Annotated in this window: 11 protein-coding genes and 1 riboswitch; of the genes, 6 read left to right on the plus strand and 5 right to left on the minus strand. The window is 42.9% G+C overall.

Features of this window, described 5'->3' with window-relative positions:
* Positions 1-78 precede the first annotated feature (78 nt).
* Positions 79-2349 (minus strand): 5-methyltetrahydropteroyltriglutamate--homocysteine S-methyltransferase, encoded by a 2271-nt coding sequence (metE, locus tag L2747_RS12295; protein ID WP_248999316.1) that lies wholly within the window; start codon positions 2347-2349, stop codon positions 79-81.
* Positions 2350-2526: 177 nt separating this feature from the next.
* Here metE and L2747_RS12300 point away from each other — a divergent pair, with 177 nt between their 5' ends.
* Positions 2527-3429, plus strand: coding sequence for a LysR family transcriptional regulator (locus tag L2747_RS12300; RefSeq protein WP_248999317.1), 903 nt, complete (start codon positions 2527-2529; stop codon positions 3427-3429).
* Positions 3430-3491: 62 nt separating this feature from the next.
* Here L2747_RS12300 and L2747_RS12305 read toward each other — a convergent pair whose 3' ends face one another.
* From L2747_RS12305 to L2747_RS12320, 4 genes are all read right to left on the minus strand, one after another.
* Positions 3492-4220, minus strand: coding sequence for an HDOD domain-containing protein (locus tag L2747_RS12305; RefSeq protein ID WP_248999318.1), 729 nt, complete (start codon positions 4218-4220; stop codon positions 3492-3494).
* A gap of 249 nt (positions 4221-4469) precedes the next feature.
* The gene (locus L2747_RS12310) at positions 4470-5039 is read right to left on the minus strand and encodes an arylesterase (protein WP_346347786.1); all 570 of its coding nucleotides are present in this window, start codon (positions 5037-5039) and stop codon (positions 4470-4472) included.
* Positions 5040-5158: 119 nt separating this feature from the next.
* The gene (locus tag L2747_RS12315; protein ID WP_248999320.1) at positions 5159-7012 is read right to left on the minus strand and encodes a TonB-dependent receptor domain-containing protein; all 1854 of its coding nucleotides are present in this window, start codon (positions 7010-7012) and stop codon (positions 5159-5161) included.
* Between the two features lie 116 nt (positions 7013-7128).
* Positions 7129-7331: riboswitch (cobalamin riboswitch) on the minus strand.
* Between the two features lie 322 nt (positions 7332-7653).
* On the minus strand, positions 7654-8361 hold the full coding sequence (locus tag L2747_RS12320; RefSeq protein ID WP_248999321.1) for a hypothetical protein: 708 nt from the start codon (positions 8359-8361) through the stop codon (positions 7654-7656).
* A gap of 225 nt (positions 8362-8586) precedes the next feature.
* Here L2747_RS12320 and L2747_RS12325 point away from each other — a divergent pair, with 225 nt between their 5' ends.
* The 5 genes from L2747_RS12325 (at position 8587) to L2747_RS12345 (ending at position 13444) form a co-directional block, all read left to right on the plus strand.
* Entirely contained in the window at positions 8587-8964 is a 378-nt protein-coding gene (locus L2747_RS12325) for a BlaI/MecI/CopY family transcriptional regulator (RefSeq protein ID WP_248999322.1), read from the plus strand.
* Positions 8940-10160 carry a M56 family metallopeptidase gene (locus L2747_RS12330; RefSeq protein WP_248999323.1) on the plus strand — a complete coding sequence of 407 codons (1221 nt, stop codon included), beginning with the start codon at positions 8940-8942 and terminating at the stop codon, positions 10158-10160. The genes L2747_RS12325 and L2747_RS12330 overlap by 25 nt, the downstream gene beginning before the upstream one ends.
* A gap of 185 nt (positions 10161-10345) precedes the next feature.
* Positions 10346-10801 carry an azurin gene (gene azu / locus L2747_RS12335; RefSeq protein WP_248999324.1) on the plus strand — a complete coding sequence of 152 codons (456 nt, stop codon included), beginning with the start codon at positions 10346-10348 and terminating at the stop codon, positions 10799-10801.
* A 227-nt stretch (positions 10802-11028) separates the two neighbouring features.
* A complete protein-coding gene (locus L2747_RS12340) occupies positions 11029-12861 on the plus strand; it encodes a pepsin/retropepsin-like aspartic protease family protein (RefSeq protein WP_248999325.1) in 1833 nt (610 codons plus the stop codon).
* Positions 12862-12874: 13 nt separating this feature from the next.
* The gene (locus L2747_RS12345; RefSeq protein ID WP_248999326.1) at positions 12875-13444 is read left to right on the plus strand and encodes a GNAT family N-acetyltransferase; all 570 of its coding nucleotides are present in this window, start codon (positions 12875-12877) and stop codon (positions 13442-13444) included.
* Positions 13445-13506: the final 62 nt, after the last annotated feature.

Below are 13506 nucleotides of genomic sequence, written 5' to 3' on the forward strand. Positions count from 1 at the left end.
AAGCAGCTCACCGAGATCAATCGACGAACTGCTTACGTTATTGCTACTCGTTAAACTAAAGAGTTAGCCACAAATAACTTAGCTTAGTTGGCGACGCAAAATCTTCGTTGCTTCCACTAAGTTAACTAACGCTGGCTCAACTTCATCCCAAGTACGGGTTTTTAAGCCGCAGTCAGGGTTAATCCACAGCTGCTCAACAGGAACTTTGCTCGCCGCCTTTTGCATTAGGCTCACGATTTCATCGACTGTCGGTGTATTCGGCGAATGAATATCGTAAACACCCGGACCAATTTCATTGGGATAATTAAAATCTTCAAATGCATTGAGCAGTTCCATTCTAGAACGAGATGTCTCAATAGTGATCACATCAGCATCCATGGCCGCGATCGCTGCGATGGTTTCATTGAACTCGCTATAACACATATGAGTATGGATCTGCGTAGCATTAGTTACGCCAGCAGCACTGAGTTTAAAGGCATTAACCGCCCAATCTAAGTAATGCTGCCAGTCGCTTTTCTTCAGTGGCAGTCCTTCGCGAAATGCAGGCTCATCAATTTGGATGATACCAATACCTGCGTTTTGCAAATCAACCACTTCGTCACGAATAGCCAGGCCAATTTGAGTCGCTATCAGCTCACGGCTAATATCTTCACGGGCAAATGACCAATGTAGGATAGTGACAGGGCCAGTTAACATGCCTTTCACCGGTTTTTCAGTAAGGCTTTGGGCAAACTCAGCCCAGTCAATCGTCATTGCAGTTGGTCGCGACACATCCCCATAAATAAGTGGCGGTTTAACGCAGCGCGAGCCATAGCTTTGCACCCAACCAAATTGAGTAAAACCAACCCCTTCAAGCTGCTCACCAAAGTATTCCACCATGTCGTTGCGCTCAGCTTCGCCATGTACTAACACGTCGATATCTAGCTTTAATTGCCGCTCTACTGTGTCTTGGGTGACTTGACGTAACTGCTCGTTATATTGCTCAAGGCTCAACTCTCCCTTACGCCAACGGCTGCGCAAACCACGAATGGCAGGAGTTTGCGGAAAACTGCCTATGGTTGTGGTTGGCAATAACGGCAAACGATACTTAGCTCGCTGCACCGCTTGCCTTACCGAAAAAGCATCATCACGTTGGTATTCTTGCTCTGTTAACGCATCAACTCGGTCGATGACAGCTTGATTAGCCGCTTTGGCACGGGCATCACGCCTTGCTTCGCACTCGCTGACAATGGAGTGAGCTTCAGCAGAATTAGCCTCAGTTAGCAGCACTTTAAGTTTATTTAACTCGGTAAGTTTTTGCTTGGCAAAAGACAGTTGTAATTTAAGCGCTGGAGCAAGCTCAGTTTCGACTTCTAAATCAACAGGACTATGCAGCAACGAACATGAAGGTGATAACCATAAACGCTGCTTAAGATCGCGAGCCACACTCGTTAACTGGCTCGCAATTTGGTCAAGCTCCGCGGCCCATACATTACGGCCATTAATCACCCCAACCGATAAAATCTGCTCAGGATCTAAGGTTGCGACAAAGTCAGCTAATTGCTCTGGTGCTGTGACTAAATCTAAATGCAGACCCGCCACAGGCAAAGCCGACACTAATTGGTGATGATGAGCAATGCTGCCGTAGTAACTTGCTAATAACAGTTTAGGTGAACTGCTTGCCAATATTTGATAAGCCTGAGTAATCGCTGCTTGCCAGTCGCTTTCCAGCTCTAATGCTAAGATAGGTTCATCAAGCTGCACCCACTCAACGCCTTGGTCAGCAAAACGTTGCAATACTTTTTGATAAGCTTCGATAAGCTGTGGTAACAAACTCAACTTATCAAACTCTGTGCCGACGGCTTTTGACAAATACAAGAATGAAACAGGACCAAGGATCACCGGCTTAGCTTGATGGCCCAAATTCTGCGCTTCACTTACTTCATCAAATAACTGCTCATAAGCAATATCAAAAACTTGATGAGCGCTTAACTCTGGCACTATGTAGTGATAGTTAGTATTAAAAAATTTAGTCATTTCAGCGGCAGGGGCATCATTACCTGTAGGTGCTCTGCCACGTCCGACACGAAACAAGGTGTCTAAATCTATACCTGAATCGCTGCGGTGTCGCTCAGGAATAGCCCCCAATGTAGCGCTAAGAGTTAATACCTGATCATAAAAGGCAAAATCACCCACAGGTAATAAGTTTACCCCTGCATCCGCTTGCCATTGCCAATGGGTTTGGCGCAACCCCTTTGAAACTTCAAGAAGTTGCGACTGTTCAATCTCACCACGCCAGTATTTTTCTAAAGCAAACTTTAATTCGCGTAAACGACCGATCCGTGGAAATCCCAAACTATTTAATTGCATATTGTATACCTTTCAGTGTTAAGATGAACAAAATTCAGAGTTAGCGCCCATCTGAATGACATATAACAAAACAGATTGCCGGGCGTCTGGACGTCTAGAAGTTTATTGTGATAGCCTAGGTATTCGCAATCGAAACGAATTCAAGCGCTACATGAGCGGATTTCATGTGAGGATAATATGATAGAGCTTAGACATTTACGTACGTTAGTTGCCCTTAAAGAAAGCGGCAGCCTCGCCGGGGCTGCAAAGAAACGCTTCGTCACTCAGTCGGCACTGTCGCATCAAATTAAAGAACTGGAGACACGGATTAACTCAGCAATCTTTGTGCGTAAAAGTAAGCCACTTTCTTTTACTCAAGAAGGCGCACGCTTACTTAATCTTGCAGAAGATATCTTGCCGAAAGTGATAGAAACTGAATTTGATTTGAAAAAAGGCTTAGAAGATGGCGATAACCATTTAGGTGTTGGTATTGAGTGCCATAGCTGTTTCCGTTGGTTAATGCCGGTGATGGAACAATTTAGACAGCAATACCCTTTGGCTGATCTGGACCTATCAAGTCGTCATCTGTTCGATTCGCTTAATGCGCTAGAACAAGGCGAGCTAGATGTGGTGTTAACGTCAGATCCTGTTCCCGGCCAAGCCATTGCTTATCAACACTTGTTTGATTTCGAAGTCAGACTCGTCGTTGCAAGTGATCACCCTCTCGCTCATCAAGAGTTTGTTACACCTAAACAATTAGAAGGGTTACCGATTTTAAGCTATCCGGTTGCACTTGAGCGTTTAGATATCTTCCGCCACTTTTTAGAGCCGGCAGGCATAAAAGCGGGCCCACAAGTGACCTGCGATTTAACCATGATGCTGTTACAGCGTATAGCTTGTAAAGATGGTATTGCGGCGCTACCAAGCTGGTCTATTAGCGAAGCTCATGGCCTAAGTTTAACCAGCCTTAAACTCGGCGCAGAAGGATTAAAACGTCCGTTATTTGGCGCCTATCGCCGTAATGGAGCCAATGCTCGCTTGGCTCAACATTGGCTTGAGTTAGTCGCACAAGAAGGCTTAGCCAAGCAAAAAATAAACTAGTATCGTCTCAAGCTAACGCTAAAAACAAAAAAGCCTGCAAATGCAGGCTTTTAAGTAAACGCTCATATCGGCTTAAGTAATAAACCTCTTTTAGCTAAAACGCGTCTTAACACCAATCCTGGCGAACTCTCGTTATGTGTCTGACGTAGGTTATGCGCAATCAAAAACTCATCACGTAAGTCGTCATCAAGCCCTAATGAGCCAAATGCTTCTAAGGTCAAAGTTTGCTGCTGCCCTTCAATCACAGACTTCAATACACTAATAGGGTAAGCCTGCTCCGCCTCTGAGTTTAAGTAAGCAAATGCCGTTAGCGCAATAATGTCGCCAAACACGCTAAACAGCGCTAATGTCTGCACTTCATCTGGGCTAATTTGTAAGTCATCTAATTGGTACAGTTGGTCTACTGCGTCAATCGCAATTGCTTCAGTTAGCGACCAGTAGCCTTGAACCAACTTCTTATAAGGTTCACTTAATTCGTCTAAACGTTCTTTCAAATAGAAAGTAAACGCATAACGATAAATATTAACTTGCCCTAAACGCACTAACGCATCTTTCAATGAGCGATTTTTACTGGTTTGCGGCGTAGCGTGATCAGCACTGTTACTGCGCCAAAGCAGATGGGCTGATAAGGCTGGATCAGACGAAACTATATCGATAACGTTGCGGATATCACCGTCTGCAATAATGGCCTTTTTCAATGGGATCAGGATCCCTCGACGCCCTATTACCTGCTCTTCATTGCTGATAATGGCGCGTACTTGAGTAAATACTTGCTGCTCAAGATCTGTCATGCGAAACATTAAACCTTATTTTTTAATAATTCTATCCATTAAATTTCAGCTAAATTAACCCACAATATGACATTGAAGGTCAAGCCATATAAGCGATTACCTTAGCAAGTTTCTACGGTTTTCTGGTGATTAATTTTTCTAAGTTAAGTCATTCTGTGATTAAACGGACACTATCAGGATTTTCTATTACAGTCTCGACTTCCCTACAAGAGAGAGATGATAACATAACAAGCTGTTATTTAATGACTTTTAATCTAAAAGCTTTTCATAAACCGCATTAGCAAGCGCTAAATAACCCTGTTCATTCAAGTGTATCGCGTCTGATTTCATGCTAGGGCTTTTCAATAGGTCACTTAATGTATCTTCCACTAAAACTAACTGGTATTGCTCAGCAAGCTCAGCATAAATCGGTGACGGCGAAACAAATAGGCTCTTTTGCGGTACGGCAACCAGTAAAACTGGGATCTGCTTGGCTTGGGCCATTTCAATCATGCTCGCGAGATTAGCCTTAGTCTTTGCTTCGCTATGGTTTCTTAAAAAGTCATTGCCCCCCTCAAGCAAAATAAGCACCTGAGGTAAATGTGTATCGAGCAGCCCATTTAAGCGTTTAAGTCCACCAGTCGTTGTTTCACCAGAAATGCCAGCGTTAATCACTTCAAAGCCACTAATAGCCGCTAACTGACTTGGATAGTCTTGCCCTTTCGCCGCGCCAACACCAAAAGTCAGACTATCACCAAAAGCCAGTAACCTCGCATTAGGTGGTAACTCACCAATGCTGGCACCCGAACAAGCTTGTAGTAATAGTAAAGGTAAGATCACTACTAACCTGAGCAATAAATGACACATAAGAAGACGCTTTATTGATAAGTTTGCCCAAAAAATAACATAAAAAAAGCCAGACACAAGGTCTGGCTTTTAATGCCTACTAAAAAAATGTTTTAAAAGGCTTGGTAGCTCACGCTAAAGTAAAACTCTCGACCAGGGCTGAAGTAGTTTTGTGCCGAAATTATCTCTTCATCAAATAGATTATTGGCTTTCAAACGTAGACTCCAAGCATCATCTAGCTGATAACCTATGCTCAAATCTAGCTGGTGAGTGGCGTCAAAGAAATCATTACTGCCGGCATAGCGCTTTCCTTGATAGTGGTAGTTAGCCAATAGATCAACCTGATCCCAGCCATAGCTCAACTGGTAGTTAAACTCGTTTTCACTGCGGCCAATCAACTCTTCACCAGTCTGCTTATTCTCTGCATCTAGATAAGTGTAAGCTAACTGGTGATCTAAGCTAAATAAGCTAAAGTTAGCCGATAATTCAACACCTTGAATTTTAGCTTCATTTATATTAGCAGGCTTCCAGATATCCCAACCAAAATCGTCTTTTTCACCTGTTGGTGCCCAAGCAATAAGGTTATCAATGGTGTTTTCAAACACACTGATATAAGCACGAATATCGTTAGCAGTGTAATGCAAGGTTAGGTCATAACTTTCAGCTGTTTCTGAAATTAAATCTGGGTTACCAGAATCAGGCCAGTATAAATCGTTAAAAGTTGGAGCCTTAAACGCTGTACCCGTTGATGCAGCTAAACGCCATTGGTCGTTAAACTGATAGGCAAGACTCGCATTGTAAGACACTTCACTATCGATATTCTCTACGTCATCATAACGTACAGCAACTTCAGCAAGCAGCTGGCTCCATTGCTTTTGCGCAAGTAAATAAGCACCGAAAAGATCACGCTCATCTTGAGCATAATCACCTTTTACCGTCTCATTTGACCAATCAATACCACCTGTAAATGTTAAGTCATTAGTGGCTAAATATTGGTTACTCCAGTTAACTTGATCGCGCTTGGTTTCAAACTCTGAAACCGGCACACTGATATCGTCGCCTCGGAAGTTTTCATTCGCATCACGAGACTGGCTTAACGCCAGTTTGCTGGTAAATTTATCATTGCTGTATTGAGCCGCGAGGTTCCATAGATAGTTCTCATAATCTGATTCATCAGCAGAGCCCGATGCATAAATATCATCGTACTGAGTATTACCTTTATCATACTGGCCGTTCCAAAGTGCTTGCCAGTTTTGATTAATTTGCTGAGACCCTTTTAACGACAAGGCATTGCGCTTATAACCGTCGTCGTCATTTTCAGCAGGTGCGCCATTGTATACGTCATAGCCGTCAGACTGTTCATGGTTAACTGCAAGGGTTGTGCTGCCGTTACCATGGCTCATGCCAGTACCAAATGAACCACGAATGTAATCATTGCTACCGTACTCAGCACCTGCAAACCATTCACCGCCTTTTAGTTGACGCGTAAAGATTTGGATCACACCGCCAATCGCATCGCTGCCCCAAACTGATGCACGTGGGCCTTTTAGAACTTCGATTCGTTCGATGTTTTCAGGCGATAGCGTGTTAAAGCTAACAGTACCTAAAGTGGCAGAGCCAACCTTAACACCGTCAACAAGCACTAGAACATGATTGGAATTACTACCACGAACACTAACTGACGTAGCTTGGCCTGCACCACCATTGCGTGAAATGCTCACACCCGGCAATGTTTCTAGTACATCGGCAACCGACTTAGGGTTAAGACGTGCGATTTCTTCACGCTCAATGGTATTGATAACGGTTAACTGCTGATCAGCAGTTCTGTCAAAACGTGAACCAGTAACCGTAATGGTTTCGTCAACGTTTACTGTAGCGGTAGTGCCTTCTTCAGCCGTTGCCGAAAATGCAGATAAGCTTAAAAGACTGCTAACTAGCAGTGCGATTTTTGATGGTTGTGTTCCCATTTACCTTTGACTCCTAAAAGGAAAACGGGGCAAAAACGTCACGGAGAACCGGGGCAAAAGTTAACTTTATGCCTAACCGTCAATCTGCCGCATCTCGAGATCTGCCCGCCGAAATCATCGAAATCACTTTGCTGGCCGGTCTCCGGACTTAGGTTCTGTATTACGTGTAATACCCGAGTACAAGCTTTAAACGCCTTTCCATTAAGGCGCACTTGTCTCTCACCATTCACCGTTGCGGGGGCAGTGTCAGAATTTAACTGACTTCCCGATTATCCTCAGTTACAGCAGTAACTTGGGCACCAATAAAGTTGACTAAAATACTCTTTTTATGAGCTGTTTTTTATGCGCTATTTTTATCAATAACTAAGTAATAAAAAGCTTAAACCAATAAACTTTTCATTGTAGATGACATCATTTGAAGCGCCATTTATTCAATAGCATGTATTGCAATCACCCAAGAGTAAAAAAGCATCACCATTGAGAGTGCGCGCATTATAGACGTCTATACGGTTAAATGTCTAACCTAAGCACAGATAAAACACGGAGATAGAGGCAGGAATAACACAACCATTAGTTATAAGTTAGAACATTTACTTTAAAAATCAGCCAGTAAACAGCTCAAACCGCTATTTGGCTGATGACTAATGTAAGCTCAACGGCATAATACTGGATAGGAACTCTTGATAATTATGCGCTTTCACTGGTGGGTTTGCTTTATTAAAGGTGTTACCGCGTATCGACTTATGGATTAAATATAAGTCCGCTTTGCCTTTCACCACAGTGTAATGACCTATTTCACCTAAGCTAGTAGCAGAGGAATAGGCCACACCTTTAATCGACTTAATATGCGTATTAGGCATTTGAGTGCAACCTATAATTGCACTAGCAGTTTCATGCCCACCTAGCGGCTCACTAGGTAAGTCTTCAAACACCATTTCACCTTGGCAACTTTCAAGGTAAACGTTAGCCATGGTTTCTAAAAATTCTTGTGGTTCAATATCTTCAGCAACACCCTTAAAGCCTTGTACGCACACCATAGACGACCAAGTTTGCAGCTCTTGCCCCATAGGTACAAACTCTGCTGAATACATGGTTTCCTGTTGCTCTGAATAAGCCAGCTTCCAATCCACAGGCAAATTAAAATTAAAAGTTTGCCCAAAAATAACCAATTGCTGTAGTTGTTTATTAGCTGAGCTTTTAGGGAGGGAATTTTTAGCACTATCTTTGCTGGAGTCATCAGCAAAACTCAGAGGAGAAACCGCAAAAAGCAGACTACTGATAAAAGTAAATACAACATGAGATGAAGATGGCCGCATACCTTTACAATCCTTGTCGAGGCGTTTTTTCATACGGCACATTCTATCTAGGCTAAACACAAAGTAAAACCGAAATATCGATTTATGTCCTTCCCAAAAGTTGAATATACAAAACCAGTTTAATTAACAACACCTTATATTCAAACCAATAATAATGATTAATTTTCACCCAAAAATAACTTGCACAAATTGATTACGTTTGTAATCTTAAATATACATTACAAGTGTAATCGAAAATTTATTAGCAAGAGACCCAAAATGAAAGAGATCAGTAATGCAGAACTAACAGTGCTTAATATTTTATGGCAGTCATCCCCAAAAAGCGCCAGCGAAGTCATTAATGAGTTATCCCGCAGCCATGAATGGCATGAGAAAACCGTAAAAACCTTGCTAAATCGATTAGTCAAAAAGCAAGCCATTGGTTTTGAAAAACAAGGCCGCTCTTACCTGTACTCGCCACTAATTGATCAAAGCGAATACCAGCTAAAAGAAACTGAATCCTTTATTGAGCGTTTATTCTCAGGCCGCATTGCCCCACTCGTTGTAGGCTTTGCTAAGCAAAACAAACTTAACGCGGAAGATGTTGCTGAACTGCAACAGTTGATTGATACATGGCAAAAGGAAAACAAGTCATGATGCTATGGATGGCGCAACAAACCATACTGCTAAGCCTAATTTGCGTAGGCTTACTGATTTGCCACAAGCCACTACAAAAATACTTAGGCTCACACCAGACTTATCATCTTTGGCTCGCAGTCCCTATTCTGTTACTTAGCTCAACAATAGTTGCTGCCATGCCAAACTTATTTGCAGCAGTTCAGTCTCAGCAAATCGCTCATTACAGCGTTTTGGCAAGTAAAATAATTCAAGCTAAAAATACAACAAACTATGGGCTATTTGCCAGCTACATATGGCTTGGCGGAATTTCTATTATGCTTATTCAACTTGCGCTGCAGCTTGTATCAATCAAGGCCCTTGCACGCAGCGCGACAAAAGTAAGCACCCCATTTTCACGCCTAGCGACTTACGTTCACCCCAAAGTACAATCGCCGATGCTTATAGGCATTGTGAACCCAAAAATCATCTTGCCAGTTAACTTCAACCAACTTAATGCACAAGAGCAGCAAGCCATTATCAATCACGAGCAATATCACCACCAACGTGGCGATCTACAGTGCAATTTATTGGCGTATGGCGTGTTATGTCTGTTTTGGTTTAATCCCATTTGCTGGCTTGCATACCGTCGCTTTCGCGATGATCAAGAGCTAGCCTGCGATGCCCATGTGACCCAGTCACTCAGCAAGCAACAAAAAATCAGTTATAGTCAAGTGCTGTTGGCTTATTCACAGCAGGCCCAGCACGGCTTGCTACACACTCACTACGGAAATAAAAACATACTCAAGGAACGTATTATGCAAATGAAAACCCAGCAAAAAGGCCAAAGCAGCATTGCAGTTATAGGATTAATCATGGTTTTAGGGCTTTGCGGCCTAATGTTAAATCAACAAGTTCAAGCTGGCGGAGTCGATAAACAATCAGTGGTGTATCCAACCATGCGCATTGAGCCTAAATATCCCATTGAAGCAGCAAAGGCTAACCAAAATGGTTTTGTGCAACTGCAGTTCGATATTACCCCAAGTGGCGCAGTAACCAATGTTAGCGTAATTAAATCATCACCAGAGAAAGTGTTTGATGCAGTGGCGATTACTGCACTAAAGCAATGGCAATACCAGAGTTCGCCTAACGGTGTGCAAGGTTCAAAAGTACAACTCGATTTTGAAGTTGAAGCCCCTACCACCGATGTTGAGCGCATCAAGGTTAACGCTAAATAACAGCAAAGTTGATGAGTGGGTTTAGCCTCTAAGCCCACTCACAAAAATGCGCGCCCTCTGTTTAATGATAAATAGTTTAGCGCTCTAATCACTATCTTTAGAAAACATTTACAATTAATTATCATTCTCATTTAATGTTTTTTACATTAGGATGCTAGCGTCATTAACTATATGAGAATTTAACTATGCCTACCCTAATCAAGTTTGTTGCTGCAACACTCATGCTAAGTTTTTCAGCCTTTGCTAGCGCCAACACCTGCCAACTCGATATCAATGCAACCGATGCTATGCAGTTTGATAAGAAAGAGCTCACCCTTCCAGTAGGTTGCACCGAAGTGACGCTTAATTTACACCACGCAGGCACCCTACCAAAAACGGCCATGGGCCATAACTGGGTACTAACTGAAACCGCTAATATGTCAGCTGTTGCTAACGAAGGCATGGCAGCTGGCGCAGCAAACAGCTACGTCAAAACTGATGATCCTAGAGTGCTTGCTCATACCGATATTATTGGTGGCGGTGAAAGCACTAGCATTACCTTTAGCACCGCTGATCTCGATCCTGCAAAACAGTACAGCTTCTTTTGTTCATTCCCAGGTCACTGGGCTATTATGCAAGGCCAGTTTGTCATTGCCTCATAGTTAACCAACGAGGTGCAAATATACTCCCCCAACTTGATTTGCACCTCGCTCAAGCATTTAACTGCAAAACCTACCTCAACTTAAGCAGCACGCTTTAGTAAAATCACACGCGAATTAACAATTAATTAACCTGTAAAACAATTTCTGCTATTGTGATTTTCGCTATCAAATCAGCTTTATCTCGTTAGCTTGCAAGCTTTAAGAACAATAACAATCAGGCGCAATCAATGTCAGATAACACACCATTAATCACTCCACGCACTTTAAAAGTACCGATAACCAATGTTTATGCAATGGGCGGCTACTGCGCCCAGCTTAGATTTGGCGCCAATAAAACCCCAGCAAATCTGATTATTGATACGGGCAGTAGCACCTTAGTGGTGAGCGACAGTGATTATGACGACGAGCAAGACACTAGCTTAGTGGCCACCAGCTTTGCTCAAGAAGTGTTATATGGTGCGGGCGGCTGGGACGGCCCTGTAGTGCATACCCGAGTCGGACTCAGAGAAGAAGATATCGATTTCAACCTAAGCGACGGTTATCAGTTAGAGCCAAATCCTGATGCCCATGCGCCCATAGTGCTTAACGATTGTCCGGTGGCGATAGTGTCGTCGATTAAGCAAGAGGGCACGTTTTTACACGCCGACGGCATACTCGGCCTTGCTTACCATCAGCTAAACAAAAGCTACAATCTCAAACACTATTTCGACAAATACCAAATCACTCCAGCGCTCACCTACCCTTGGCCATTTGACGATGAAATTAGTATTTGCAGTAATGATTACCACGCCCATTTAAATGCAAACCAAATAGAAAACCAAGTCGAAAACAAGGCGGCTCACTCTGAGCAAGATTGCGATAATCGCTTTACCAGCGATGATTTACGTCAGTTTAAAGCCTTTTTAAAACAGCAGCCCACTCAAGATATTATTCCCTATTTTACTGAGCTCACACAACATGGCTTAACCGCCAATAAGTTTGCTTTTTACAGCCGCCGCTCAAGCGTACACTTTTCTACCGATATTAGCGCAGCCACCTTTAGTGCAAAAAAGAGCGCTGATAAAGCTGAAAAAGTAGATAAAGCAGCACAACAAGCGCACTTCGCACAGTTAAACCAAGACTCGCTCAATCAGGGCTGGTTAATTATTGGTGGCGGCGAAGAACATATTGAGCTTTATCAAGGCGAGTTCACCACTATCTCTGTGGTAGAAGACAAGTATTACAACGTTAACCTCATCTCTATCCAAGTTGGCGACCAAACCGAAATCGACAGCCTACTCACCGAGGAGATAGAGAACAGCCTTGAGCCTGCCGAAAGTATTGAGCGAGATGACAGCCTTGACCCAGATAACAGCCTTGAGCTAAATGAAAGCCCTGAGCCTGTAAACAGCCTTGAGCCAATAGAAAGCCCTGAGCATCTAGCAAGCCAAGTAAGCCATGACCACGCCCTACTCTCAGCCATCGGCATGAACAAACAACTACGCGGTCGCAGTAACGCTATTATCGACACAGGTGTGTCAGGCATAGTGTTTACCAAGCACTTATACAGCGCCATGGTGGAACACTTCAGCGCGCTAAACCCCAAATTTGCAGCCCTGATAAAGCCCTTTAGCGATATCGCCATGCAGTATCAAGGTATCGACATGAGCCAGTTAAACCTTGATGAATGGCCCACGCTCACACTGCATTTTGTCGGCGAGCGCAACCACCATAGCCAACACACTCATAACAGCGGTGACAATCGCTGTGACCATAGCAGTAAAAATACCAGTAAAAATACCAATAAAAATAGCTGTGACCATAGCCGTAAAAATAGCAGTATAAATAGCTGTGACAACAAGCAATACAGCCCAGAAAAAGTCAGCATTCACATAAAGCCCGAGCACTACTGGCAAACCAACACCCCAGCCAAGGGCAAGGCCTGTTTTAAGATATTGTCACAGCTTGCAGGGTGGCCCAATCAGTCGCTACTTGGTTTACCGCTAATGAATGATCACTACGTGATTTTTGACCGCTCCGCTCATCAAACCGGCGTTATCCACTTCGCTAAACAGCGTTAATTAGGATTAAAAGATGTCTCCTAGACCAACCCAATTAGTATCCATTAATAACCATAGCTTTCAAACATCACGTCTATCTTGTCGTCCAATCAATATTCACGATCGAAACTTGTACCAACAACTCTATTGCTGTGAAAAAGTTATGCGCAACATTAGCCATCCATTAAGTATTGAGCAGGCAAATACTGCATTTGAGCGAGCAATAAAGTTGCAAAATAGTCATAAACCCAAATTAATGAGTTGGACCATTATTGAAACTTCCACACAACAAGCTATTGGTATTCAAGGGCTGACTTGGAAGAATAAGTACAATCACATGGAAGCTGATATCGGTTTCATGCTTTTGCCAAAAGCCAATGGCAAGCTCTTTCCTGAGGAAGCTATGGGAGCCCTAATGGAATACGCCTTTAGCTATTTAAGCCTTACAAAAATAACCGCCCATTACACAAAAGCCAATCTGGCGACCCAGAGATTTGTAAAAAAGCTTGGCTTTACTTTTCCTGAAATTGAAAACGAACTCAGTAAGGCCAAAAGCGATATTATATTTTGTTACGCAGAGCCCGAAAAACAAGTAACAGTTTAAAAACATTTTGATAACTGTTAATTTAATAGCCTACTCATCAGACACATAATAGAGAAGAATAA

The organism is Shewanella marinintestina (genome assembly GCF_023283845.1).
Taxonomy (GTDB): Bacteria; Pseudomonadota; Gammaproteobacteria; order Enterobacterales; family Shewanellaceae; genus Shewanella; species Shewanella marinintestina.

Coding starts and splice junctions, on each gene's coding strand:
- L2747_RS12330 (WP_248999323.1), top strand. CDS start 8,940: ATGGCAAAAGGAAAACAAGTCATGATGCTATGGATGGCGCAACAAACC.
- L2747_RS12315 (WP_248999320.1), bottom strand. CDS start 7,012: ATGGGAACACAACCATCAAAAATCGCACTGCTAGTTAGCAGTCTTTTA.
- L2747_RS12300 (WP_248999317.1), top strand. CDS start 2,527: ATGATAGAGCTTAGACATTTACGTACGTTAGTTGCCCTTAAAGAAAGC.
- L2747_RS12345 (WP_248999326.1), top strand. CDS start 12,875: ATGTCTCCTAGACCAACCCAATTAGTATCCATTAATAACCATAGCTTT.
- L2747_RS12340 (WP_248999325.1), top strand. CDS start 11,029: ATGTCAGATAACACACCATTAATCACTCCACGCACTTTAAAAGTACCG.
- L2747_RS12320 (WP_248999321.1), bottom strand. CDS start 8,361: ATGAAAAAACGCCTCGACAAGGATTGTAAAGGTATGCGGCCATCTTCA.
- L2747_RS12325 (WP_248999322.1), top strand. CDS start 8,587: ATGAAAGAGATCAGTAATGCAGAACTAACAGTGCTTAATATTTTATGG.
- metE (WP_248999316.1), bottom strand. CDS start 2,349: ATGCAATTAAATAGTTTGGGATTTCCACGGATCGGTCGTTTACGCGAA.
- L2747_RS12305 (WP_248999318.1), bottom strand. CDS start 4,220: ATGACAGATCTTGAGCAGCAAGTATTTACTCAAGTACGCGCCATTATC.
- azu (WP_248999324.1), top strand. CDS start 10,346: ATGCCTACCCTAATCAAGTTTGTTGCTGCAACACTCATGCTAAGTTTT.